This window comes from Crassaminicella thermophila (assembly GCF_008152325.1).
GTDB lineage: Bacteria > Bacillota > Clostridia > Peptostreptococcales > Thermotaleaceae > Crassaminicella_A > Crassaminicella_A thermophila.
The window spans coordinates 2,043,394-2,066,912 of sequence record NZ_CP042243.1 but is presented as its reverse complement, the minus strand read 5'-3'; the positions used below and the strand labels follow the sequence as shown (position 1 = coordinate 2,066,912).

Sequence of the window (23,519 nt, the reverse complement as noted above, 5' to 3'; positions counted from 1 at the left end):
AATGAGAAAATTGAAATTACCTAAATTTTTTAGAAGAAAAGGTAAAAATAGTGCTAGTGCAACTTTTCAAACAAGAGAAGGCTATTCACATCCTTTTAGTATGCTGGATAAATATATTCCGCTTAAAGCAGAATATGAGCTTTATAAAACTATGAGAGAGGCTGTTCCGATTCTTGATACTGCTATTTATAGAATTGTAAGGCTTATTGGCAGTTTTGATATTGATTGTGAAAATGAAAAGCAAAAGAAAGAAATACAAGATTTTTTAAAGAACGTAAAAGTAAATTCGAAGCAGAAAGGTATAAAGTCATTCATACAAAGCTATTTAGATCAACTGATTGAATGTGGAAACAGCTCGGGAGAAATCGTATTAAATAATGCCAGAAATGATATTTATGCACTTAAAAGTGTTGATATCAGGACTATAAAGCTAAAGAAAGTTGAAAACTCTCTTGAAACACTAATATGCCAAGTGCAACAAGGACATATGGAACCTGTAGAATTACCATATCAAGATCTTATTTTATTTACTCCCTTGAATCCTGAAGGAGATAATCCTTATGGAGTATCTTTATTTAGAAGTATGCCATTTATGACAGGAATACTTTTAAAGATATTTAACTCCATAGGATTAAATTGGGAGCGGTTTGGTAATCTGAAATACAGTGTTACATATAAGCCTAAAAATGATAGCGATTTAGATGAGAATGATATAAAAGTAAGACTTGAGCTGATTAAAGATGCATTTAGGAAAGCAATGGATGCAAACAAAAGAGGAAAAGCAGCGGACTTTTATGGTGTTGGTGATATTGAAATCAAAGTAATTGGTGCAGATAATCAAATACTTGACTCTAGTGTTCCAGTAAAACAAGTTCTTGAGCAATTAGTGGCAAAGACGGGATTACCACCATTTCTATTAGGTTTATCATGGTCTACTACTGAAAGAATGAGCCAGCAACAAGCTGATTTTCTTACTAGTGAGTTAGAAAGCTATAGAGATGTAATTACTCCTGTGATTAGATATATTATTGATATGTGGCAAACAGTTACAGGAAGAAATATCCATTATGAAATAGTATGGGATGATATCAACCTACAAGATGCTGTGGAACTTGCTAAGGCAGAAATGTATAAACAGCAGGCAGAAGGAAAGAAAATTGATAATGTAATTAAGAAGAGGGATGAAAATATTATTGATCAAGAAACTGCTGCAAAAGAATTAGGTTATGACAATGCTGTTGGTGAAGCGCCTGAAAAAATTACACAAGATAAATCATTCGATAAAGAATTTAATTTAAGAAGATGGAGAGGTATAAGAACATACAAAAGTCCTTTTGATTCACCGCCAGAAGATGCAGGGCAGCTTCAAGTAGAACAAAGTACTTTAGAAGGATATATGAAGTGTGTTCAAAGATTAGAGGATAAAATTATTACATTAGTCCAGGAGTCAACAGAAGAGAAAGCCTTTAAAAGAGTTAAAGAACTTGCATCAGATTATAGAGAAAAAGTAGAAAAAGCGATTGATGAATTTGTAAAAGATATGTTAGGACAAGGAGTTGATAATGATTATGGCACATATGGAACATACTTACTCAATGCTTTTGGATATGGATTGGTGAGGGCAAATAGAACTGCTAAAGAGGAACATGGGGATCAGGCTTCAGACAACAATAAAGAATCTGCAAGATATGATCATCCATATGTACAAGAGCTATTAAATAATGGCATGGAGAGAGTAAAAACAAAAGCTAAAGAGAAAAAGGATGATATTTTACTCATAATGGCTGAACATGCAGAGGTTGGTGATAATCCTGTTGAATGGGCCAGAGATTTAAGAAAACAATTAAAAGATAGTATTACAGGTGAGAGATGGTACTGGGAAAGACTTGCAAGAAGTGAAAGCGCTATGGCAATAGATAGAGCAGAAATGGCAGAGTATGAAGCTGAAGGATTTTACTATTGTGAATGGAGTGCTGCTCCTGATGCTTGTCATATATGTCAAAGTTTACATGGTCAAATGTGGAGTATTGCAGATGCCCCTGAGGTTGTTGTAGATACACATCCGCATTGTAGATGTAGGAAGTTACCAAGAACAAAGAGGCAATATGAAGAATATATGGCTGTTTAAGTATTTTAAGGAGGTGAGAATTTGGCAAAAAATAAAGCAGAACTTAAACAAGAAAAGATACATCTTAAAGCAATTGTAGAAGTGAAAGGAGCTCAAGAAGGAGAGCAAATTAAACAAAAAGATTTAGACCTTATAAATCAGTATTCTAGAAAAGAGCTCACTGCTGATGAATTATATATTTATCCTATTATTCTTACTTCAAATGATGAAGATAGAGATTATGAGTATTTTGATAAAAAGGATTTAGATGAATTGGCAAAACTCTTTGTTGGCAAAACAGGAATATTTGATCATGCATGGAAGAGCGGAAATCAGCATTCTAGGATATTTAAATGTAAGGTTGAGAAAGCAGAAGGACAAACAAATTTTAAAGGAAAGCAACTATATGTTCTTAAGGCTTGGGCTTATACAATTAAGCGAGGTCATGAAGATCTTATTGCTGATATTGATGCAGGGATTTTAAAAGAAGTAAGTATTGGCTTTAGTGTAAGCGATTTAATTTGTTCTATATGTGGTAACAGTTTCTTTGATTATAAAAATTGCAAGCATTGGCCAGGAGTAGAATATACAAATAATGGAGTGACTGATATATGTAGGTTGAGGATGAAAGATCCAATCGAAGCATATGAATTTTCTTTTGTAGCAGTACCATCTAATACTGATGCAGGAACAACAAAAGGCATTAGTATTGAAATGAAAGAACTTAAAAAAGAAAAACCAAATACTCAAAAGCATGAAAAGAACTCGGACGAAGAAAAACCGAGTATTTTTTATGCGAAAATTTCAAAGCGAGGAGAGATATCTATGAAAAATTTGAAAGGACTTGTTGAAAAAGCTAAAAGTGAAAATGCAGATGTGATTGAAATTCCTGTAGCTGATTTAGAAAAAGATTTAAGTATATATGAAGATGCAATTCAAAAGGCTGAGGGCGCAGAAAAAGAAAAGAAAGCAGCAGAGGACAAGATAAAAGAACTTGAGCTAAAGGCTAAAATGGGAGAGCAGTATATTGAGGACCTTAAAAAAGAATGCTGTAGACTTGGGAAAATGTCAGAGGGTGAAGCCTTTAATGAAGAAATGATGCAGAAAATCTTTGATAAATGTGATGTTGAAGAACTTAAAAGTTTCAAGTCACAGTATGAAAAGAAAGTAGATGAAATGTACCCACCTCAGTCACAAATAAAAACTTTAGTTGATGAGGAAGGGGCTAAAAAAGAAAAGCAAGTTGATAACAATAAGTATAAATTATAAGGGAGGAATTAAGTATGATAGATACTAACATGATTGGTTTTGATGGAATAGGCGCAGAGTATGCAACATTTGCAAGTAATCTTGATCCAACATCAGAAGGGAAAGTTGTAAAAGTATCTGCAAGTAAAACTGTGGCTTTAGCTGCAGCAGATGATGTATTTCACGGAAAGGCAGTAAAGGTTGAGAAAGATGGAGCTGTGACTACTCAATTTAAAGGATATGTTGAATGTGTATACTCAGGGGTGACAGATCCAACTATAGGTTATACAAAACTTTCTGCTGACGCAGATGGGGGAGTAAAAGTAGATGCTACAAATGGTAGAGAATATCTAGTATTGTTCGTAGATACAACTAATAAAATTGTAGGCTTTATACTTTAATAAAGAAAAAGAGGAGGTAATTGATTATGGCATATGATAATTTACAATTAGAAAAAGGTATGTATAAAGAGGCTATGAGTAAAGGAAAAACATTTACTCAGTATCTTGAAGAAATAGACTCAAGTAAAAACTATGATGATGGTTTAGACGCTTTTGAAAGACAACTTAAAAGATTTGATATAGTAGTAAAAGGGAAAAATGCTGATATAGTAGAAAAGTTTTTTGCAACAAATGACAGTGCTGTTCTTTTCCCAGAATACATTAGTAGAACTGTATTAGTAGGACTTGAAAAAGCTAACATTTTACCTGCAATAGTAGCTACTACTACCAACATCGACGAGGATACATATAGAAGTATTTATATGGAAGATGGTACAGATTCAAAGAAAAGAAAGCAACTAAGACGTGTAAGTGAAGGAGCAAAAATGCCAGTAACAACCATAAAGACAAAAGAAAAAGTAACTGATATCTTTAAGTATGGTAGAGAGCTAGATGTAACTTATGAAGCATTAAGAAGAAAAAAATTGAATGTAGTTGAAATTTTCTTACAGCAAATAGGGAGACAAATTGCGTTGGATATGGCATATGATGCAGTTAAAGTTATCATTTCTGGTGATGGTAATTCAAATGCTGCAGATGTATTTACTATTGGAGATAGTACTATAGGTGGTACTGCTGGAACTCTTACCTATGATGAATATATAGCCTTTTGGTCTGAACTTGATCCTTATGAAATGAATACAGTCTTAGCTCCAAAAGTGCAGCTCAAAGACATTTTAACTTTACCAGAGTTCAAGGACCCACAAGCTGGATTTACATTCCAAAAGGATGGTAAATTAATAAGTCCTTTAGGAGCAAAACTAGTACGTGCTGATCAAATCAAGGAACAAGGGTTAGATGCTATTGTAGGATTAGACAAAGGTCTTTGTCTTGAAGAAGTTGTAGAACAAGGAATAACAACGGAATCTGATAAGCTTATAGATAGACAGATTGAAAGAACTGTCATTTCAAGAGTAGGTGGATTCAATAAGTTGTTCCAGCCTGCAGCAAAAGTATTAAAGTGGGAATAGGATATATCCTATTCCTTTTTTTAAGGGGCGAATGATATGTTAGATATTAAAGTTGATAGGGTAAGAAAGAAAGCAGGTTTAGATGAAGCCAATGATGAAGATATACAAATTACAATTATAGAAATGGTGCCTTATTTAGAAAGCAAAATCAAAGAAGAATGTTTACAAGATGCAAGTATATTGCCTATTTTAAATCTAGGTGCTACAGAGATCATAGCAGGACAATTTCTAAGAGAGAGTGCAGGAGAATCAGAGGAAGTAGATTTGACTATAGGTCCTGTAAAAGTATCGGAAAAAGACCAATCAAAACGTAAATTACTATTATCAAAAGAATTAGAAAGTAAAGGGTGGGAAAAGCTGCAACCATATATTAAGAAAAATAATAATTTTTATTTTGGGTGTATGATTCATGAATAAATACAAAGTCTTATTTGATAAGAAAGTAGACAAATATGGTCAAACTGCAATCCTTCACAAATTTATTAATGGGATAAGATGCCCTTGTTATGATGAAGATACAGGGTACTGTGATCCACAATGGCACAGAGACCATCCAGAAGCTCCTGAGTGTAATGATGAAGGATATTTACAAGGTATAAATGAGCAAATAATTTTAAAAGCTTTTATATTCCCTGCAAATGATTTAAATAAATCCACAGTAGATGAAGTTGTATTGGCATCTTTAGGGCAACTTAGTAAAGATGATTATATCTATGTAGGAAAAAGTGATGTAAGCATATTTAATTTGAAAGATACAGATTATCTGGAGTATGACAATAAAAGGTGGAGAATAAAAAATCCTGATAACTATAAAATAGGAGATGATGATATTTCTTTTGTAGCAAAGTTAGAACTTTTAGGAGATGTTTAGTATGGGCGTTGGTGGTGTATATGGACTTGAAGAAGTCTTAAGAAATTTAGATATGATGGAAAATGAGATAGATGAAGCTATAGATGAAATTGCAAAAGAAACTGCTACAGAGATATTAGATGGTGCTGTAGAAAATGTCAATGGTCCTGATACTGAAAATTTGACTGGTTTAGGGCAACCCTACCCAGTAGGAGTTATTACTGGAACTCTTAAAAGATCACTAAAAATAAAAAAAGTAGGGAAGAATAAATATAAGGTGTTCGCTGATCAAAATGTAGCAAATTATGCATGGTGGGTGCATGAAGGAACAGTTAAAATGGAGGCAAGACCATTCCTTGATGATGCAGTAAAAAATGTAATGGATACTAGAAAATATATAGAAATAGGCAACAAAATTATTGAAAATATACTAAATAGGTAGGTGTCAATAATGATTAAAGGGAAAGTTATAAAGATTCCTACACGGGATGAATTAAGCGTTACTGTAAGGGTACATGATATAGGTGTAATTAAAAGTATTATTGACATATTGGCTGAGTTTTCAAAGGATGAAAGAATTGATGAGTCAATCAGAAATGAATATGCTGATAGGATTGTAGGGCTTGTGAAGAAAGATAGGTGATTAAATGGATCATAATTCACCGATAGTAAGCTGTAAAAAAGATTTAATAGATTTTTTGAAATCAAGGAAGGAATTGAATTATGTAGACATTAGAGAAAATTACATCAAAACAGATAAAGATTTACCCTTAAAAAAACCACTAATAACTATTTCTAAAGGAAAAATGATAGGAAAGGACATATCATATCAAAACTATTTTGGAGAAATTTATGATGATGATTCAAATGAGATTATAGAGACTAAAGGGAAAATACTTAATCTGTATTATGATATTCACATATGGAATGGAATATCTCCTAAGCTTGGGGGAGAAAAAGAAATTGAACGTATTCAAGAAAAAATTCAATCAATTGTAGAGTTTGAAAGTAATGCCTTAGAGAATAAGGGTATTACTTTTTTTAATTTCGAAGAAGGAACAGCCATAGAAGATCCATTTGAAAATTATTTATTTCATTGTAGATGTACTATTCAATTACAAGTTTTATGGAAAAAAGAATTTAGATATGAAGTTATGGATGAAATAGAATCTCATGGAGAAATAGAGGAGGGATAATAAGATGAGCATACCAGATACTCAAAGAGTTGGGGTATTTTCAGAATCACAAGTATCAAAAGAAGTAATGGGATTTCCAGGTACTTGTTGGCCTGTAGGTATTGTGGCACAGGTTGATAAATCAGTATATACTGATACAACGACAAAAGCTTATGCAATTCAAGTGTTAGATGATGCAATATCAACATTCGGAAAAGATTCAGAAATGACAAAGTTAGTAAGAATTATGACTATATCAGGAGTAAATAAATTGGTGTGTGTGCCAGTTGTTGCAGAAACAGATGGTTCACCTACTGTTAATGAATATCAAGTAGCTTTAGATGTTCTTTACAATGAAGAAGCTGTAAAAATAGTAATATGCGATTCTGCTGATGCAACGATACATATGAAAGTTAGAGATCATTGCGATAAAGCATCATTAAACAGAAAAGAAAGAAGAGCACATGCAGGAGCAACTGCTGATAGTATATCTGCTTGGACTGCATTAGCAACGCCTATAAATAGTGGAAGACTTACAATTTGGGGAAGTATTCCACTAAAAACTGATGGAACTAAATATGAAAACAGCGTGTATTTAGCTGCTGCTTGTGCGGCTCAAGATGCTTTAGAATTAGATCCAGCTATGCCACTACACAATTTAGAACTACCTAGAGAATTGTTTGGTGGACTATATAATAGATTTGATGATGCTGATTTAGAAGCGCTTTATGCTGGTGGAATTGCTGCGTGTAGAGCTGTTAATGGAAAGATATATATTGATCGTTGGGTTACTACTTATACAAAAGATGACACAGTTAATCCAGCTGTACCTGATGATAAATACCAAGAGGGTACTGTAGCAAAAATTAAAGACTACATTGATGAAGGTCTTAGAAATAGACTTGCTACTCTTCATCCAAGGGTAAAAGCATCTTTAAGCGCTATGAATGAAGTTAAAGCTGATGCTGTAAATTGGCTTAAGATTCAGGAAGAAAAAGAGATTATAGAATCACCTAATGTATATAAGATCGAGAGACAACCAGACAAAAAATCAAGATTTCATGTATATTACAACTATGGTGCAGTGCTTCCACTTAATACAATATTCTTGCATGGAAAAGCTTTAGTATAGGAGGTGTGATAATTGAGTAAAGGAATACCTACAAGTGATGATATATATTTTAGAATCATTCATAATGGCGTATCAAAGAAGGTTGCGATTGTTGAAAGTTATAAAGTTAGTAGAAGAAAAGAAACAAAGACTCAAGATGCTTTTGGAGAAAAGGAATCGGTTGCAACATACAGTTCTAAAACTTCTTATGAATTAGAAATTACAAGAGCATATGCTACAGATGAAGCTATTTCAGATGGAATATTCTTAGATGAATTAGAAGATTTTGAATTTGTAATTGAAAAGCCTGATAGGACAGAAATTTATAGCATGTGTAATTGGAACGAAGTAAGTGAGGATGGAAAGCTAAAAGATAAAGTGACAGAAAATATGAGATTTACTGCAGCAAAATTTAAGAGAGTTAAGAAATAGGGTGCCGTTTAATTGAGGGCACCTTTTAATTAGGAGGTAAATTAACAGTCAAAAGATATTTATAATTTTTTATAAAATCCTGTAATTTTTTATAGTTTCATACTATAATTGATTACCAGGTGATTAATATGAAATATTATAGCATAGGCGAGTTTGCTAAATTAATTGAAAAAACTCAGCAAACACTGAGAAACTGGGATAATAGTGCTAAATTAAAACCTGCAAAGCTAAGAAAATGATAAGAGAGTTGAGAAATGATGATTAGGACATATAAAGTAATGTTAAAACCTAACAACAAGCAAAGAACTAAACTCTTTGAGTGTGCAGGGGTATCGAGATGGACATATAATTGGACTTTAGGTAGACAAAAAGAAAATTATAAAAATGGTGGTAAATTCTTAAATGATAGCGTTTTAAGGAAAGAACTAACACAGCTAAAGAAAACAGAAGAATATAAATGGCTTAATGAGTATTCTAACAATATCACAAAACAAGCTATTAAAGATGCTTGTAACTCTTATAAAAGATTTTTCAATGGATATAGTGAATTTCCAAAGTTTAAGTCTAAAAAAAGAACTAAACCTAGCTTTTATCAAGATATAGAGAAGATAAAATTTACAGATACTCATGTTAAACTAGAAAAATTAACTACAAGTAAAAAGAAAAATAGACAAAAATTAAATTGGATTAAGTTGGGTGAAAAAGATAGGATACCGACAGGTGAAAATATTAAATATATTAATCCAAGGGTAACTTTTGATGGTCTTAACTGGTGGATTAGTGTTGGCATTGAAGAAGAAATTGAAATAGAAGATAAAGAAACAGAGCCTATAGGAATCGATTTAGGTGTAAAAGATTTAGCAATAATTAGTAGTGGTGATAAGTATAAGAATATTAACAAATCACTAAAAATGAAGAAGTTAATTAAGAAATATAAAAGACTTCAAAGACAAATTTCAAGAAAATATGAGATGAATAAAACCAAAATAGAAGGAGGTGAAAACCGTTACAAATACCAGAAAACTAAAAATATTATAAAAGCTGAAAATAAACTAAGAAAGCTTTATAGGAAAATTAAAGGATTAAGGGACAATTACATTCATCATATAACAACATCTTTGGTGAAAGCCAAGCCAAAGTATATTGTTATTGAAGATTTGAATGTAAGTGGCATGTTAAAGAATAAAAAATTATCAAGAGCAATACAGGAACAATCACTAAGAGAGTTTAGAAGGCAACTTGAATATAAATGTAATTGGTATAATGTTGAGCTAATCATTGCAGATAGATATTTCCCTTCTAGCAAATTGTGTAGTAAATGTGGTCAGATTAATGAGGATTTAAAGTTGTCTGATAGAATATACAAATGTGATTGTGGAAATGCAATTGATAGAGATTATAATGCAAGTCTTAACCTTAGAGATTATCCTAAATATGATAAATCAGTAGCTTAATCACTTAAAAAGATACTACTGATATGTACCCATTCGTTAGTGGGGAATTTACGCCTTCAGAGAGTCATATCAAACAGGAGTAGCTTAGGCAAAACTGGACTCTATGAACAAGGAATAAAGCGTTAAACTTATAAATCTTTAGTTTGTTTATAAGTTTTTGTAGGTATTTTGTAACGGTAAAATAATGAGTAAATTAGCAAATTTAAGAAAAGGAATACAAGAGCATAAAATAATAGATTTTCCAGATACAGATATGAAAGTAGCTTTGGTTCAGTTAAGTACAAAGGAGATTATAGAAGCAAGAGAAAAAGCTATTAAGTACATTACGAAACATCATGTGGATGTGGACACTGGAGATTTAATACTTAATACATATATTTTATTAAAAGCCATGAGAAATGCAGAGAATTTAGAAGAACCTTTTGCTGACAGCTTTGAAGAAATCCAAGAGAATACTAATCCAAAGCAGATATATGCATTGCATAGTGAATTTCTAGAGGTTCAGAATGGAAAACTTCCTGAAATTGAGGATATGACAAACGAAGAATTTGAAGAGATTAAAAAAAAATTAAATCAGACACAACTGAAAGAATTAGATGGAGAATTGCAGAATATTTTAAGGTACTTCCATCAGAAGATGCTTTTAAAAAGCTTACAGAAGGGCAATTGATTTGGATATATGCAAATTTATCAATAGATCAAGATGAAAAGATAGAAAGTATGTGTAGCGAATGTAAAGAAGAAATCAAGAAGAAAACATGCTCAAGATGTGGAAAAACAATTGAAGAAGAAAAAGAGTTTGAAGTAAATAAAAATTTTGATGAAGAGAAGTTTAAAACTCTTTTGGAAGAGTAGGTGATAAATTGGGTAGAGAAAGAGAAGTAAATATTATTATTGATGCACAAAATAAAGCAAGAGGAGCTTTTTTAGATGTAAGACGTGGACTAAGAGAAATGGATAGAGAAGGAAGAAGAGCCACTGATAATTTTTCAAGAAATTTCGCAAGAACAGGTAAATCGGTATTAACTTTTGCAAATAGGCTTAAATTCATGGATAAAATTGCAAAAAGAACCTTTCAAGGAACAGCTGCAGCAATGTCTATTTATGCAGTATCTACCTTAAGGGATTTTGCACAGCTTGAAGATGGTATCTCAAAGGTAAATACATTATATGATCAAACAGCTCAAAGTCAACAAAAAATGATAAAAGATTCTATTCAGATGTATAAAATGATTCCTACAGATTTCCAAAAGATTACACAAGGTATTTATGATACGATTTCAGCTGGTGCAGATCCAAAATATGCAACGATGATTTCAAGGAAGTTTGGTATGGCATCTATAGCAGGAATGACCGATATGCCTGTTGTAACAAAGGCTGCTATGGGTACTATGAATGCTTTCGGTAAAGAAGTTAAAGACTTAAATCATATACTAGATGTACAGTTCTTAACAGTCAAAAGAGGTATGACTGAATATTCACAATTAGCATCTTCACTAGATACTGGTATTTTGAAAGCTGCTGATAGTGCTGGTATGTCTATAGAAGAGTTATATGGAGGTATTGCACAGATAACTAAGAATGGTATTCCTGCTGCACAAGCAACTACTCAGCTTGGAAGTATGTTGAATAGATTAACTGATCCAAAAGTCATTAAAAGAATGAAAGAATTTGGGGTAGAACTGCAGGATGAATATAATAATACTAGACCATTAGTTGAAATACTAAAGGATTTAAATGAGCAGTTTGAAAAAAGGAAAATGACTGGAGCAGAACAGGCAGGATTTTTAAAAGAGGTAATGGGAAGACAAGAGGCAGTAAGAGGGTTCCAAACACTTATAGCTCAAGCTAAAGATTATGCAAAAGTAGTAAAAGAAATGGAAAATGCAGATGGGACCATGCAAGAAGCATTTGAAGATAGATTAAATAATATCAATACTCAACTTAAATTATTATGGAATAATATTAAAGCAACTGGGGCAGAACAGATATATACTTTAAAGCCTTTCTTTGATTCATTAACAGAACCAATTATAATAAAGCAAAAATTAGAATTTCGAAAGGCGGATTTACAAGATAAATTGATGATGAATGAAGATGAACTTAAAAAAGAGAAAATAAGTAAAGATGAATATTTGATGCGAGAAAAAGTAATAAAAGAATCTATAGCATTGATTGATATTCAGCTTAAAGATTTGGATATAACCCCGATTGATAAATTTAGAGAAGGACTAAAAGAAGGTGTTGAACAATTAGAAAAAATTAATCCTCCGTTAGCTAAGTTTGTTGATACCATAGGGAATCTTGCTTTGAATTTTGTAGGCGAAGAAGGGGCTGAAAACAGAGAAAAAGCAGTAAATGTAGCCAAAAGTCTAGGTGCAATATATGCAACAAAAAAAACAGCAGATGCATATATGTGGTTCAGAAAACTATTTAACAAAGGAGGTAAAAAAGATTCTCTAGCAGAACATCTTACGAAGACTATGCAGACTATGAATGTAAAAGCAAATATAGTAAATGTATATGGGAAATCAGTAAATAGTATAGGTGGTTCAGGAGGTAGAAATATTTTTACAAGGACAGCGGAAGATATACTTATGCTTAAGGCAGGAGAGCAAATTATAAAGAAAGGATTAAACTATGGCAAAAAATATTTAATAGGTACAGGAGGTAAAAAAGTAGTAGAAAAACTATTAGTTGATGGAAGTGTAAAAACAGCTGAGAAAATTGCTGCGGCAGAATTAGAAGCTGCAATTATAACTAAGGGAGTAACAACAGCTTTTCTAAGTGGTATTCCAGTTTTAGCACTTGCAGGAATTCAATTGTATAGAGAATATGATAAAAATAAAAAAAGAGACGCAGGATTAGAAAAGGTCGATAAAAACTCATATGCTACTACTGATTATGGAATAGTAAGTGGAAAGGAAATTCAAAAACTACAAAAAATACAAACAACCATTACCGCTCCAAAAGAAAGTTTTATAGAAACATTAATGAACTCATTAAAAGGAGTGTTTGGTCTTGATAATAGTATGCAGATTAAAAATGAAATCAAAGTTGATCCGCCAAAGGTAAGTGTTTATATAGATGGTAAAAATGCAAATCAATATGTTAGAAAAATTGATTATGAAGGCGTAGAAAAGTATCTGGAAAGACAATGTAGAAAGTATGGTAAAAATATATATACATAATAAAATATAGATAAATATATATAGAGAGAGTCATACTTAAAACATAATTTATGCATAAGATTTTATGTAATCTTACAAACATAAAGTTTAACAGTATATTCGGCATATTGCTACTTCTAAAACTGTATGGTAATATTTAGTAAAGGAGGAATGCGATATGTCGGAAACTATTGAAGAAAAAATTAAATCATTGTCTGATGATGAATTATTAAAATTATATGAGAAATTTTATTCTGAATATACAGATGCAGCACTAAGATATGCTAAAAAGGAAATAGAACAGCGCAATATATCTATGGAAATTTGGTATTATGGAAAAGATGATAAACGATTCGGACCTGTATCTAGGGATAAAATTTTTAGGATGGCTGAAGAAGGAACTTTAAGGCATGATGATTATATATGGCACGAAGGTATGAAAGATTGGTTAAAAGCAAAAAAGATACCAGGAATAAAATTTAAAGAAGAGATTAATGAGAATAAAAAGAGTTTTAGAGAACCACCTCCACTTCCAAACAAAGGGGAAAACACTAGAGAAAAAATAAATAATAATTTTACAGAAGGAATTAAAATCGCTGCAACTCTTTTTTATATCGAAGGAGCAATTTGGAGCATTATCGCTTTATTACAAGTTTTTTATGTAATAACATATGGTTATTTTGAGACAGCAATACTTGCAGGATGGAATATAGTAATGACAACAATAACTTTTTTTATAGGGAATGGAATTTGGAAAAGGAAAAGTTGGGGGTACAGTTGGGGAATTGGCACAAGTGTGTTAGGTTTGTTTTGGTATGGAATAGAAATTCTTAGTGAGCAAGATTATATTGCTTTAATTTTTATTCCTATTTATGTTGCTATTATAATTCTGCTAAAGAAAAACAAAGAAGTGTTTTTAAGTAAAGAAAATAGTACAATTATATAAAGATCACCAATAGAGATTTTCATATTTGTTTAAATTATAATTTTCATTTGTATAAAATACCTTAATATTGTATAATAATATTATAAAGAAGTACATTCAAAAATTTGGAGCCAATATGCAGATAAGAAAAGCAGGTGCGGGCACACCTGCTTTTCTGCTACCTATTTTACTGCATTGATTAATGTTGCTATTGCTGTGATTAGTGCTGCAATAGCTGATAGTATCTGTACTATGTATTCTGCTTTGTCTTTCGTTTCTGGAGCCAATATGCTTCACCCCCTTTCTATTGGGGATAAAAATATTATAACATATAAAAACAGTTTTAAAGACCACCGATCAGTGGTCTTTTATAGTTACATTAGAAATTATATTTTTATAACTACTCAAAGCATTGAAAAATAGCCAAAGTTTAAAAAAGGGAAATTGAGCTAATGTATTTCAAAAGAAAAATAGAAGCTAAAAATATTGCGAAACACTAGAAAACATAAGGATAGGGTTAATAGATAACATATCCAGTTTATTATTATATTTTTGTAACTTGATAAATTTTTAAAGATCACTGTCTGCGGTGGTCTTTTTATTCTTTCTACTTTTTAGGAATTGAACATAATCTTTAAGTGATTGTTTATCTTCTTCAGTCCAACTTTCATAATTTTCAAAGATATCAAGTAAAACAGAATCGGGATCTAAAGTTTTTAGATAATCATAAAACATATCTTTAAGATCTTTTTTGTCAGGTGGATAAGTATATATACTCGTTACTTCTCCGGTTTCATCATATTCTATATAATCGGTATGGTCAGGGAAATTTTTAACTTCTATATATCCTGCTGCTATCATTAAATCTTTATAAGAAACATTATTATGAGCGGCATTTGCTAATCTATCTAAAATATCTGGAGATGGAGGAGATGATCTTTTCATATTTATTAGTCTTGATAAATAGCCAGAATCAACATTGGCTTTTAAAGCATATTGATTTAACGATCTATCCCCTTTAGCTATAATAAGCAACTCTGAAAGCTTTTTTTTATCGAAATTCATTTGTGGATACCTCCCTATATAGATATTTTAAACAATGTAGTATTGAAAATAAACAATAAATACAAAATAATCGAAAAAAATATTGAAAATAAACAATAATTGATATAGAAAGGAGGTTCAAAATGTTAGTTAATAAAAAGATATTCAAGGAAGAAATTTTTAAACGTAAATTCAATGAAAATTATTATCAATGTGCAAAAGCATTAAAAGTAACATCATCTCAACTTCACAGATTCATAAATACAGATAGTCAAGCAGGATCAAAACTTCTCGGAGGTATTTATGAGTATTGTGAGAAAGAAAAATTAAAATTTAGAGATTTAATTTTTTTACCTAGTGAAATTAAAAAATATTAGTAAATGCGATTAAAAACAAAGGAGGAAAAAATGAACTTTTTACAACTAAATGAAAAAGAAGTGACTATGACAAGTTTAGAGGTTGCAAAAATAACAAGTAAAAAACATAAGAATGTTATAAGAGATATTAAGAATGAAATAGAACAACTAGAAAATAAAGGACTAAGAGCTGAGCTCATTTTTGAGCTGAGTGAATATAAAGATGCTACTGGGAGAAAGCTACCATGTTATAAGTTGAATAAAAAAGGAGTTATGCAGATAGGAGCTAGATATGATGCAGCAGTAAGATACAGATTAATTGATTATGTAGAAAAACTTTCAGAAATAAAAACAGGCTTACAACTAAATAATAATTCAATGATTAAACTAGAAAACTTTATAGAAGATAAACTTGATGAAAAAATAGAAAAACTTTCGCAGTTGGTAAGACCTTCATCACGACAAAAGGCAAGTGTTGGTAGATATATTAAGAGATCTTTAGGAATCGAAAGAACCAATGAAGAGTATGAACTCGTAAAACAGAGAGTTTTAATAATACTAGGTGGAACTTGTTGGGAAGACATACCTGCTGAAACATTAGCTGAAAATATGGCAGTAATAGATGAATCTATAAAAATTGTAAAAGCAGATAGAAAAGTTAGTCAATTGTCAATGTTTGAAATGGCTTGTAGTAAGTAGTGTATATGAGAAATGAGGAATTATATGTACATGAAAAGGAAAACAGCAACAAAAAAATTAAAAAGCCCTTTAGTAAAAAACTAAAAGGCAATGCCAAGATAGGCACATAATAATACTTCACATATATTATTATAGCCTATCTTGGTGGATTTAGTCAAATACTAATGAAACTAAGGAGGAAAATTTTATGAAAAATGAACTAATGTTAAAAGGTACTACTAAAGTATGTGGAATTGAAATACCTTGTATTGCTGGTGGCTTTGGTGAAGGTAAAAGAGCTATGTTAGCGAAAGATATTGCGGTTTTACATAACAGAGAACTTTTCAATGTAAATAAATTAATCAATGAAAATAGAAATAGATTTAAAGATAATGTAGATATTATTGATTGGAAAGATAGTAAGTTTGCTATTATTTTAAAGAATAGCGGATTTATTACACAAGGTTCATTAAATGCATCCAAAAATATATATTTGTTATCAGAAAGAGGATATGCAAAACTTATCAAGATATTTGATGATGATTTGGCATGGGAAATGTACGATAGAATTTTAGATGAATATTTTGGTTCTTCTAATTTAGTGGTGGAGTAAAATAATGTCATGAAAGATAAATATATAATTCTTGCAGAATAGACTACTTTGAGTGGTCTTTTTTTATTTTGTATAATTTTATAAAAATATGGGTAAAAATATATTGACAAATATAATCACAAATATTATTATATAGATAAGGAGGTGGTTGATTGGCGAGAAAACAATTCACAACTACAATTGACGAAGATATACAGAAACAATTTAAAGAAGCGTGTGCAAAAAACAATGTAAAAATGAATGATGTATTAGAAGCATTTATGCAAGGATACATTGAAGGCAACTTTGAAATTGAAAAAGAAGTAAAGTATATCTTGAAAAAAAACAAAAAATAAAAGGAAGCCCGCTGTGAGTTTGGCGACCCACGGACTTCCTACTACAACAACACCCAAAGGGTATTGCTATGTTCATTATAGCATACCTCGAGGGTGAAAACAAGAAGGAGGTACTATAATGAACGAATTGAAAGTATTTACTAATGAACAATTCGGTAAAGTTAGAACTTTAATGATTAATAATGAACCATATTTTGTAGGTAATGATATTGCTAAAATATTAGATTATAAAGAACCTCATAAAGCAATTGTCCGACATGTTGACGAAGAGGATAGGACGAAACATCCCATCCCTACAAATGGTGGAATACAAGAAACATGGATAATCAATGAAAGTGGACTTTACAGTTTGATATTAAGCAGTAAACTACCAACAGCAAAGAAATTCAAAAGATGGGTAACAAGCGAAGTATTGCCATCTATCAGAAAAGAAGGTGCATACATCACTAATAATGCTAATCCCGAAATGCTTAGAGATAAGGCTGATGAAATAGAAAGCCTAACAACACTAAATGAAACAGCAAAGATAATGCTTCCTGTACTGGACAAAGCAGGATTAAAGCCACAATATCAAGCATTAGCACTTAAGCAGATATATCGTAAAGCGGGAATAGACTTGCCGATAGAAGAATTGAAAGCAGATAAAGAAATATTTGATCTCGAAAGCATTGCTAAAGTAGTAGGTATATATTCTAAAACAAATAAACCTCATGGTCAAGCAATCAAAGCTATTTTAGAAAATATAGAAATAGGTGATAATGAAAAAAAGAAACAGTTTCTTTTCGAGAAGAATGGACATATGGGGACTACAACACAATATACAAAAAAACTGTTATTGATAAAAGTAAAAACAATGGTTATTGGATAATAATTATCCTACTGATATTAAATATGTTACTTCAACAAATAGAAGTAAGACTTATCGTGTTGTGTATATTAACAATGGTGGTGAAGTAGCATGAATACACCAGTAATTGAAATTAGTTTAGATATTGATTGGCTAGATTCAATTCAAATTGAAGATACAATATATATAAACACTAATTATAAAAAAGATAAAAAGCAAAATAAAAAGTACTCTGTATAGGGTGCTTTTTCTTATGGGGTGACAAGCATGAGCAGGATAAGAGCACCATAGAAAATGGCTTAAATATGAAGCAAGAAAAAGAAAGGAAGTGAGGAAATGTCTTTAGCTCCATTGAAATATAAAAGTTATATATGGCCAGTCAACCCATCTACTTATACCATGAGATATGAAAAGAATACAGCTGTACATCATTATCCTTATACAAATATTAATGAAGTAGAGGATTTAGGCATGAAGCCTAGGGAAGTATCGGGTACGGGAGAATTTATTGGGGAAGGAGCATATGAAGAGTTTGGAAAATTAGCTTCCGTATTCTATGATCCAGGACCTGGCTTATTAGTACATCCCGTATGGCAAATACAACAGGCAGTATTTACAAGGCTAGAACCTGAGCAGGAGCCAACACCAAACTATGTAAGATATAGCTTTAGTTTTATAGAGCATATTCCTGAAACAAAAATAGTTGAAGTTAAGAAAGAGATGGTTTTACCTTATACATATGAGGCAAAACCAGCAATGATTAGTAAAGCTGAATTAAAAGAACATATCGTAAAAAAAGGAGAATGCCTTTCTTTAATTGCTAAAAGATATGGAACTACGTGGAAAGAAATTGTAAAGAAAAATCCTTCTATAAAGAATCCAAATTTGATTTATCCAGGACAAAAGCTGATTGTGTAGGTGAGATATATGCTGGTTATAGTAGATAGTAATAAACATAAAAAGCAATTTAAGATACAAAGAATGAGTGAGTATGATATTGAAACTTCTATGGATATTCCTGCGGATCACTTTAACATAATTATTGATAATCCAGTTGGTCCTGATGGACATGGTGTAAATGCTGAGATGTTAAATCCTAATGATAGATTTAGAATCTATGAGGATAATGAGATTATATTGGATGGAATGGCTGATGATCTGGATGAAACTTGGGGAGAAGAAGGAGCAAAGATTGAAATAGATGGCAGAGATCGATCAATGCTGCTTTTAGAGAATGATGCAGAACCTAAAACATATTACAAATTGAAATTCAGCGATTTTTTAAAAAAGATTGCTGCGCCATATGGTTTTACAAATTTCCAAGTAAATCCTATTTATGACAAGGTTATAGATAAAATAGTTGTAGAAGTAGGTGATAGTGAATGGGATACTTTATTTAGAGAGTGTAAAAAGCTCGGAATGTGGCTTTGGTGTACTTCAAATAGTACGATAATAGCAGATGTTTTAAATTATAAAGAAGAACCTTCATATACATTTAGCAATGATATGTCCATATCAAATGCTATAAGAATGAAAAGATTTTCTAAGAGGAAAAGAGGTGCAGATATAAAATCAGAGGTATGGGTAAGAGGTCATAGTAAGAAAACTTTTACTGCAAAATTCAAAGATACAGTATTAACAGCTTTAGGATATGCAAGAAGAATGATTATTGAAAATGGAGATGCTAAAAATATAGCAGAAGGAGAAAAAATTGCTAAAAGGTATGTAGATGAAAGAAAAAGAGGAAGTTTTGAAATTGAAATAACTATCAATGGCAGACATAAGATAGAAACTAATAAAACTGCATATGTAAAAGATAAAGTCACCAAAACAGATGGTGTCTTTTTTGTTGTTGGAGTAAGACATAAAAAGAATAATAATGTAGGAAATGAAAAAATTATAAGACTAAGACCGCTTTGGGAGGGATTGTAATGAGTAGCTTTCAAAGAAAAAGAGATAGAGAAAATAAACAAAACAATTATAATACAAGTGAATTAGCAACGGTAACGAGTTCTGATACTGGACAAGGAATTAATGCTAATGGTGTAGGTGAATATAGAGAAATACCGCTTATTGCTCCATTTGGAATCAGATGGAATCCGCCAAGTGGTAAGTCGGTAGAGTTAATTAAAAATTGGTTTAACGGAAAAACTATTGTAGCTGTAGGAACAGAAGTTGATACAACTATTCCTGCTGGAGAAACTGAAATATATTCAATGGGAGGTGCTACTATAAGATGTAAAAATAATGGAGATGTAGTAATAAACAATGCTGTTGTAATTAAAAAAGATGGTAGTGTTGTAATACAAAACAATATGAGTGTTAATGGTGATGTAACTATTAATAAGAGTTTAAATGTAACAGATGGAATTACAACAAATGGCACGGTAAAAGCTGGAGATTTTAAAACCATCTAGGGTGGTGAATAAATGATTGATTATAAAATAGAAAAAGGTGATTTGGTTAGAAAAGGGCTTGGGGATGTGCAAATGATTACAGGGATTGAAGCAAAGAAACAAAGCATGATGATAAGGCTTACAATAGAAAGAGGAAGCTTTATTCATGATGAAACATTAGGAAGTAGATTAAAACTTCTATATAGAGCGAAAAGATCTGAAGTTCCTCAAATGGCAGATGTATATGTAAGAGAGGCACTTAAACCAGAAGAGGATATTACAATTGAAAAAATTGAAGTAAGTTTGATAGATAAGAAAAAAATATTAATTCTTATCTTTTTTATTTGGAATGGAATCCAGGATAAAATGGAGGTGTTTGCTTGATACAGAAAGATATGCAAGAAATATTACAAGAAATGCTTCAAGATTTTGCTCAAGAATTAGGTGTAAGTCAAATTTCAAGTGCTTCTGATATAGCAATAAAATCGAAAGTTTTAGCTTCACAAATAGAAGGACTCTTTTATAATCAAGGGTATATATTGAAGCAAGCTTTTCCTCAAACAGCTACAGGAGAATATTTAGAACTTCATGGTTATATTTATGGGGTGGATAGAAAACAAGCAACAAAAGCAACAGGAATTGTGAGAATGGGAAGGAATACTGCTGCTATAGAAGATATTCTGATTCCTGCTGGAACTTCCTTTTCTACATTAGAAAGAAATGGGGTAATAATCAGAGGAGTAACTACAGAAGAAGCTATTCTTACTGTTGGAAATACATATGTAGATATAGTAGCTGAAGCAGAGGAACCAGGAACAAATGGAAATGTTGAAGCAGGAACTTTTACAATTTTAACGGAACCACCTGCGGGAATAGAATATGTGATTAATCTTGAGCCATTTACTGGTGGTACCGATTTAGAAGATGAAGAAGAATATAGAAAAAGGTTACTTGAGAAAGTGAGAAGCCCTCAGCTTGGAGGGAATAAAAAAGATTATGAAAACTGGGCACTTGCTGTTGAAGGAGTGACTATAGCAAAAGCATTACCTTTGAATCGAGGAGCTGGAACAGTTGATATTCTTATTTCTACTTCTTCGGGGTTACCAAGTGATGTTTTGGTAAGTGAAGTGCAATCTTATATTGATGAAAGAAGACCTGTTGGAGCTGATGCAAAGGTAATAAAACCTACTGTAGTTAATGTTAATGTAGATGTAACTATTACTCCAAGTGTAACTAATACTATTGATGATATCAGAATGATTGTAGAAGATACAATAAAAAATTATATAGAATCTATAGAAATAGGAGGAGTTGTAAAGATAGCTGGAATAATTAATGCTTTATTTAAATTAAATGAGGTTGATGATGTTGATATAACTAGTCCTACAACTAATATTGTTCTTGCAGAAACAGAAGTAGCACAGGCAGGTGTTATAAATGTTGTATAAAGAAATAATTAAGAATCAGTTGCCAGATGGTTTATATAAAGATAATGGTATAAATGATAAGGAATTAAATGTGTTAGGTAAAGCATTAGATGATATACAAAATGAAATTGACAAACTAGAAATAGAATTATTGTTAGCTACAGCTACTGATGAAGGTCTTGAAAAATATGAGGAACTTTTAAATATACCAACCGATATACTAAAACCTATTGATCAAAGAAGAAGTGTAATAATAGGTAGAATTAGGGGAAATGCAACAGTAACAAAAGATTTAATAAAATCGGTAGCTGAGAGTTATGATAAGGGTACTGTTGAGGTTATAGAAAACTTTGAATCATATATCTTTATCATAAAATTTATCGATACAAGAGGCATACCCCCCAACATAGAAGATTTGAAAGCAGCAATAGAGGAAATCAAACCAGCACATCTGGCAGTAGAATATGAATTTACTTATACAGTATGGAGTGAAGTAAAAAATATAACTTGGAATGACGTAAAAACAGGTACTTGGGACAATTTAAAAACAAGGCAAATAATTGTATAGCGAGGTGATATAATGCCTGATTTGACAACTAATATTGGTCTTAAAAAACCTGCTGGGAATGAAACTGCGGATATTGATATGATTAATGAAAACATGGATATTATTGATGCTGAAGTCGCTAAAAAAGCAAGTGCTACAGAAGATGGCAGGATGAGCAAAGAGGATAAAACAAAGTTGGATAGTATAGAAGACAATGCAAATAACTATCAACATCCTTCTGTGCATCCAGCAACCATGATTACAGAAGATAGCACTCATAGATTTGTCACTGACAGCGAAAAATCCGATTGGAATTCGAAAGAAACACCATCAGGAGCACAGGCGAAAGCGGATACCGCAGAACAAAATGCAAAGAATTATGCGGATAGCATAAAGCCGACAAAATTAAGTCAGTTAAGTAATGATGTAGGCTATATAACAGCACAAAGAGCCATAAGTGATAGTGTAACCAGTACAAGTTCGACTGTTGCAGCAAGTAGTAAAGCAGTTAAAACCGCATATGACAAAGCAGTAGTAGCTTTGAATACCGCAAATAGTAAACTTGACAAAACCTCAAAGGCAGCAGATAGTGATAAGTTAGATGGGAAAAATTATACAGAGTTTATGACATTAGTAAATTTAGGTACAACTAACCAAGACCCTAATACTACTACTTATGGACATATACTAACTAAGCACGGTAATGCACCAGATTCGGTTCACTATTGGCATATTCAAACTTATTTCTATAGCACAATAGGTGGAAATGCTATGCAGATAGCAGTTCAATATAATAGCGGCAACGCCATGTATGTAAGAAGTAGATATAGTGGAACATGGACAGCATGGGCTAAAGTATGGACAAATATGCATGATGGTTCCGGTAGTGGGCTTGATGCAGACATGGTAGATGGATTGCATTTCAGAGAATACAATGGAAGTTTACAATATTACTATGGAGGGAAGTGGAAAAATTTGAATGGAAATGCTTACGATGCGAGTAAAATTAGAGTAGGGGCAGTAGACCATATTAGAGGAGATGTAGGTGAAGTAAATATACTTAATATAACCGGAAGTGGAGAGTTAATAAATCTCGCAGTACACCTTTGTGATAATGCAGATTTGTATTCTTTAAGAGTAAACATAGATGGTAGTGATATTATAAATTTAAGTGATTATGTAATGCAAACATATGCTGATACATCAGGTAGTTTAACTTTTGTAAATGCCCCAATAAGATTTGATTCAAGTTTAAGTATTTATGTTGATGTTACTTCCAGTTACAATTCTGTTGTTTATGGATATGTATTAGATTAATAAGGAGGGTAATGAT

30 protein-coding genes and 1 pseudogene are annotated in these 23,519 nt (G+C 31.6%); 30 read left to right on the top strand and 1 reads right to left on the bottom strand.

What is annotated here, in order from left to right:
- Positions 1–10 precede the first annotated feature (10 nt).
- From FQB35_RS10505 to FQB35_RS10425, 17 genes and pseudogenes are all read left to right on the top strand, one after another.
- The gene (locus FQB35_RS10505; protein ID WP_207707288.1) at positions 11–2,128 is read left to right on the top strand and encodes a minor capsid protein; all 2,118 of its coding nucleotides are present in this window, start codon (positions 11–13) and stop codon (positions 2,126–2,128) included.
- Between the two features lie 21 nt (positions 2,129–2,149).
- Positions 2,150–3,376 (top strand): hypothetical protein, encoded by a 1,227-nt coding sequence (locus FQB35_RS10500; protein WP_148809872.1) that lies wholly within the window; start codon positions 2,150–2,152, stop codon positions 3,374–3,376.
- Positions 3,377–3,390: 14 nt separating this feature from the next.
- Complete coding sequence (locus tag FQB35_RS10495; RefSeq protein WP_148809871.1) at positions 3,391–3,756, top strand: hypothetical protein; 366 nt, start codon at positions 3,391–3,393, stop codon at positions 3,754–3,756.
- Positions 3,757–3,782: 26 nt separating this feature from the next.
- Positions 3,783–4,826, top strand: a complete 1,044-nt coding sequence (locus FQB35_RS10490) for a phage major capsid protein (protein ID WP_148809870.1) — start codon at positions 3,783–3,785, stop codon at positions 4,824–4,826.
- 36 nt (positions 4,827–4,862) lie between these two features.
- Positions 4,863–5,243 (top strand): hypothetical protein, encoded by a 381-nt coding sequence (locus FQB35_RS10485; RefSeq protein ID WP_148809869.1) that lies wholly within the window; start codon positions 4,863–4,865, stop codon positions 5,241–5,243.
- Positions 5,236–5,697: a hypothetical protein gene (locus FQB35_RS10480; protein WP_148809868.1), complete on the top strand. Its 462-nt coding sequence runs from the start codon at positions 5,236–5,238 to the stop codon at positions 5,695–5,697. The genes FQB35_RS10485 and FQB35_RS10480 overlap by 8 nt, the downstream gene beginning before the upstream one ends.
- Position 5,698: 1 nt before the next feature.
- Positions 5,699–6,118 (top strand): HK97-gp10 family putative phage morphogenesis protein, encoded by a 420-nt coding sequence (locus FQB35_RS10475; RefSeq protein WP_168198316.1) that lies wholly within the window; start codon positions 5,699–5,701, stop codon positions 6,116–6,118.
- 9 nt (positions 6,119–6,127) lie between these two features.
- A complete protein-coding gene (locus tag FQB35_RS10470) occupies positions 6,128–6,319 on the top strand; it encodes a hypothetical protein (protein ID WP_148809866.1) in 192 nt (63 codons plus the stop codon).
- A 4-nt stretch (positions 6,320–6,323) separates the two neighbouring features.
- Positions 6,324–6,872 carry a hypothetical protein gene (locus tag FQB35_RS10465; RefSeq protein WP_148809865.1) on the top strand — a complete coding sequence of 183 codons (549 nt, stop codon included), beginning with the start codon at positions 6,324–6,326 and terminating at the stop codon, positions 6,870–6,872.
- A 4-nt stretch (positions 6,873–6,876) separates the two neighbouring features.
- On the top strand, positions 6,877–7,983 hold the full coding sequence (locus FQB35_RS10460; protein ID WP_148809864.1) for a phage tail sheath subtilisin-like domain-containing protein: 1,107 nt from the start codon (positions 6,877–6,879) through the stop codon (positions 7,981–7,983).
- Between the two features lie 12 nt (positions 7,984–7,995).
- Positions 7,996–8,394 carry a hypothetical protein gene (locus FQB35_RS10455; protein WP_148809863.1) on the top strand — a complete coding sequence of 133 codons (399 nt, stop codon included), beginning with the start codon at positions 7,996–7,998 and terminating at the stop codon, positions 8,392–8,394.
- Between the two features lie 128 nt (positions 8,395–8,522).
- Positions 8,523–8,615: pseudogene (locus FQB35_RS16715) on the top strand (IS607 family transposase); the annotation flags it as partial.
- Between the two features lie 36 nt (positions 8,616–8,651).
- Positions 8,652–9,848: an RNA-guided endonuclease InsQ/TnpB family protein gene (locus tag FQB35_RS10445; RefSeq protein WP_148810820.1), complete on the top strand. Its 1,197-nt coding sequence runs from the start codon at positions 8,652–8,654 to the stop codon at positions 9,846–9,848.
- Positions 9,849–10,032: 184 nt separating this feature from the next.
- Complete coding sequence (locus FQB35_RS10440; RefSeq protein WP_148809862.1) at positions 10,033–10,518, top strand: hypothetical protein; 486 nt, start codon at positions 10,033–10,035, stop codon at positions 10,516–10,518.
- A complete protein-coding gene (locus tag FQB35_RS10435; protein WP_148809861.1) occupies positions 10,515–10,703 on the top strand; it encodes a hypothetical protein in 189 nt (62 codons plus the stop codon). The genes FQB35_RS10440 and FQB35_RS10435 overlap by 4 nt, the downstream gene beginning before the upstream one ends.
- An 8-nt stretch (positions 10,704–10,711) precedes the next feature.
- Positions 10,712–13,039, top strand: coding sequence for a phage tail tape measure protein (locus tag FQB35_RS10430; protein ID WP_148809860.1), 2,328 nt, complete (start codon positions 10,712–10,714; stop codon positions 13,037–13,039).
- A gap of 157 nt (positions 13,040–13,196) precedes the next feature.
- A complete protein-coding gene (locus tag FQB35_RS10425; protein ID WP_148809859.1) occupies positions 13,197–13,964 on the top strand; it encodes a DUF4339 domain-containing protein in 768 nt (255 codons plus the stop codon).
- Between the two features lie 549 nt (positions 13,965–14,513).
- Here the strand turns inward: FQB35_RS10425 and FQB35_RS10420 are convergent.
- Entirely contained in the window at positions 14,514–15,008 is a 495-nt protein-coding gene (locus FQB35_RS10420) for a hypothetical protein (RefSeq protein WP_148809858.1), read from the bottom strand.
- A gap of 122 nt (positions 15,009–15,130) precedes the next feature.
- Here FQB35_RS10420 and FQB35_RS10415 point away from each other — a divergent pair, with 122 nt between their 5' ends.
- The 13 genes from FQB35_RS10415 to FQB35_RS10360 all read left to right on the top strand — a co-directional run bounded on the left by FQB35_RS10415 (position 15,131) and on the right by FQB35_RS10360 (position 23,503).
- Positions 15,131–15,364 (top strand): XRE family transcriptional regulator, encoded by a 234-nt coding sequence (locus FQB35_RS10415; protein WP_148809857.1) that lies wholly within the window; start codon positions 15,131–15,133, stop codon positions 15,362–15,364.
- 30 nt (positions 15,365–15,394) lie between these two features.
- Positions 15,395–16,042: a Rha family transcriptional regulator gene (locus FQB35_RS10410; RefSeq protein ID WP_168198315.1), complete on the top strand. Its 648-nt coding sequence runs from the start codon at positions 15,395–15,397 to the stop codon at positions 16,040–16,042.
- 187 nt (positions 16,043–16,229) lie between these two features.
- Entirely contained in the window at positions 16,230–16,634 is a 405-nt protein-coding gene (locus tag FQB35_RS10405) for an ORF6N domain-containing protein (protein WP_207707287.1), read from the top strand.
- Positions 16,635–16,786: 152 nt separating this feature from the next.
- A complete protein-coding gene (locus tag FQB35_RS10400; RefSeq protein WP_148809855.1) occupies positions 16,787–16,969 on the top strand; it encodes a hypothetical protein in 183 nt (60 codons plus the stop codon).
- A gap of 118 nt (positions 16,970–17,087) precedes the next feature.
- The gene (locus FQB35_RS10395; protein ID WP_148809854.1) at positions 17,088–17,837 is read left to right on the top strand and encodes a BRO-N domain-containing protein; all 750 of its coding nucleotides are present in this window, start codon (positions 17,088–17,090) and stop codon (positions 17,835–17,837) included.
- 90 nt (positions 17,838–17,927) lie between these two features.
- On the top strand, positions 17,928–18,056 hold the full coding sequence (locus FQB35_RS16440; RefSeq protein WP_269902684.1) for a hypothetical protein: 129 nt from the start codon (positions 17,928–17,930) through the stop codon (positions 18,054–18,056).
- A 96-nt stretch (positions 18,057–18,152) separates the two neighbouring features.
- Complete coding sequence (locus FQB35_RS10390) at positions 18,153–18,734, top strand: LysM peptidoglycan-binding domain-containing protein (protein WP_148809853.1); 582 nt, start codon at positions 18,153–18,155, stop codon at positions 18,732–18,734.
- A gap of 9 nt (positions 18,735–18,743) precedes the next feature.
- Positions 18,744–19,748: a hypothetical protein gene (locus FQB35_RS10385; RefSeq protein ID WP_148809852.1), complete on the top strand. Its 1,005-nt coding sequence runs from the start codon at positions 18,744–18,746 to the stop codon at positions 19,746–19,748.
- A complete protein-coding gene (locus FQB35_RS10380) occupies positions 19,748–20,233 on the top strand; it encodes a hypothetical protein (protein WP_148809851.1) in 486 nt (161 codons plus the stop codon). Before FQB35_RS10385 ends, FQB35_RS10380 begins: the two co-directional genes overlap by 1 nt.
- A 12-nt stretch (positions 20,234–20,245) precedes the next feature.
- Positions 20,246–20,596: a contractile injection system sheath initiator gene (locus tag FQB35_RS10375; protein WP_148809850.1), complete on the top strand. Its 351-nt coding sequence runs from the start codon at positions 20,246–20,248 to the stop codon at positions 20,594–20,596.
- Positions 20,593–21,660, top strand: a complete 1,068-nt coding sequence (locus FQB35_RS10370; protein ID WP_148809849.1) for a baseplate J/gp47 family protein — start codon at positions 20,593–20,595, stop codon at positions 21,658–21,660. Before FQB35_RS10375 ends, FQB35_RS10370 begins: the two co-directional genes overlap by 4 nt.
- Positions 21,650–22,207 carry a putative phage tail protein gene (locus FQB35_RS10365; protein ID WP_148809848.1) on the top strand — a complete coding sequence of 186 codons (558 nt, stop codon included), beginning with the start codon at positions 21,650–21,652 and terminating at the stop codon, positions 22,205–22,207. Before FQB35_RS10370 ends, FQB35_RS10365 begins: the two co-directional genes overlap by 11 nt.
- Before the next feature lie 12 nt (positions 22,208–22,219).
- Positions 22,220–23,503 carry a pyocin knob domain-containing protein gene (locus FQB35_RS10360; RefSeq protein ID WP_148809847.1) on the top strand — a complete coding sequence of 428 codons (1,284 nt, stop codon included), beginning with the start codon at positions 22,220–22,222 and terminating at the stop codon, positions 23,501–23,503.
- Positions 23,504–23,519 lie beyond the last annotated feature (16 nt).

Excerpts from the sequence above, each read along its gene's own strand:
- FQB35_RS10480 (WP_148809868.1), top strand. The coding sequence starts at position 5,236 with ATGAATAAATACAAAGTCTTATTTGATAAGAAAGTAGACAAATATGGT.
- FQB35_RS10380 (WP_148809851.1), top strand. The coding sequence starts at position 19,748 with ATGAGTAGCTTTCAAAGAAAAAGAGATAGAGAAAATAAACAAAACAAT.
- FQB35_RS10485 (WP_148809869.1), top strand. The coding sequence starts at position 4,863 with ATGTTAGATATTAAAGTTGATAGGGTAAGAAAGAAAGCAGGTTTAGAT.
- FQB35_RS10475 (WP_168198316.1), top strand. The coding sequence starts at position 5,699 with ATGGGCGTTGGTGGTGTATATGGACTTGAAGAAGTCTTAAGAAATTTA.
- FQB35_RS10445 (WP_148810820.1), top strand. The coding sequence starts at position 8,652 with ATGATTAGGACATATAAAGTAATGTTAAAACCTAACAACAAGCAAAGA.
- FQB35_RS10465 (WP_148809865.1), top strand. The coding sequence starts at position 6,324 with ATGGATCATAATTCACCGATAGTAAGCTGTAAAAAAGATTTAATAGAT.
- FQB35_RS10405 (WP_207707287.1), top strand. The coding sequence starts at position 16,230 with ATGAAAAATGAACTAATGTTAAAAGGTACTACTAAAGTATGTGGAATT.
- FQB35_RS10425 (WP_148809859.1), top strand. The coding sequence starts at position 13,197 with ATGTCGGAAACTATTGAAGAAAAAATTAAATCATTGTCTGATGATGAA.
- FQB35_RS10360 (WP_148809847.1), top strand. The coding sequence starts at position 22,220 with ATGCCTGATTTGACAACTAATATTGGTCTTAAAAAACCTGCTGGGAAT.
- FQB35_RS10395 (WP_148809854.1), top strand. The coding sequence starts at position 17,088 with ATGAACGAATTGAAAGTATTTACTAATGAACAATTCGGTAAAGTTAGA.
- FQB35_RS10420 (WP_148809858.1), bottom strand. The coding sequence starts at position 15,008 with ATGAATTTCGATAAAAAAAAGCTTTCAGAGTTGCTTATTATAGCTAAA.
- FQB35_RS10460 (WP_148809864.1), top strand. The coding sequence starts at position 6,877 with ATGAGCATACCAGATACTCAAAGAGTTGGGGTATTTTCAGAATCACAA.
- FQB35_RS10365 (WP_148809848.1), top strand. The coding sequence starts at position 21,650 with ATGTTGTATAAAGAAATAATTAAGAATCAGTTGCCAGATGGTTTATAT.
- FQB35_RS10470 (WP_148809866.1), top strand. The coding sequence starts at position 6,128 with ATGATTAAAGGGAAAGTTATAAAGATTCCTACACGGGATGAATTAAGC.
- FQB35_RS10375 (WP_148809850.1), top strand. The coding sequence starts at position 20,246 with ATGATTGATTATAAAATAGAAAAAGGTGATTTGGTTAGAAAAGGGCTT.
- FQB35_RS10415 (WP_148809857.1), top strand. The coding sequence starts at position 15,131 with ATGTTAGTTAATAAAAAGATATTCAAGGAAGAAATTTTTAAACGTAAA.
- FQB35_RS10390 (WP_148809853.1), top strand. The coding sequence starts at position 18,153 with ATGTCTTTAGCTCCATTGAAATATAAAAGTTATATATGGCCAGTCAAC.
- FQB35_RS10440 (WP_148809862.1), top strand. The coding sequence starts at position 10,033 with ATGAGTAAATTAGCAAATTTAAGAAAAGGAATACAAGAGCATAAAATA.
- FQB35_RS16440 (WP_269902684.1), top strand. The coding sequence starts at position 17,928 with ATGAATACACCAGTAATTGAAATTAGTTTAGATATTGATTGGCTAGAT.
- FQB35_RS10490 (WP_148809870.1), top strand. The coding sequence starts at position 3,783 with ATGGCATATGATAATTTACAATTAGAAAAAGGTATGTATAAAGAGGCT.
- FQB35_RS10385 (WP_148809852.1), top strand. The coding sequence starts at position 18,744 with ATGCTGGTTATAGTAGATAGTAATAAACATAAAAAGCAATTTAAGATA.
- FQB35_RS10410 (WP_168198315.1), top strand. The coding sequence starts at position 15,395 with ATGAACTTTTTACAACTAAATGAAAAAGAAGTGACTATGACAAGTTTA.
- FQB35_RS10495 (WP_148809871.1), top strand. The coding sequence starts at position 3,391 with ATGATAGATACTAACATGATTGGTTTTGATGGAATAGGCGCAGAGTAT.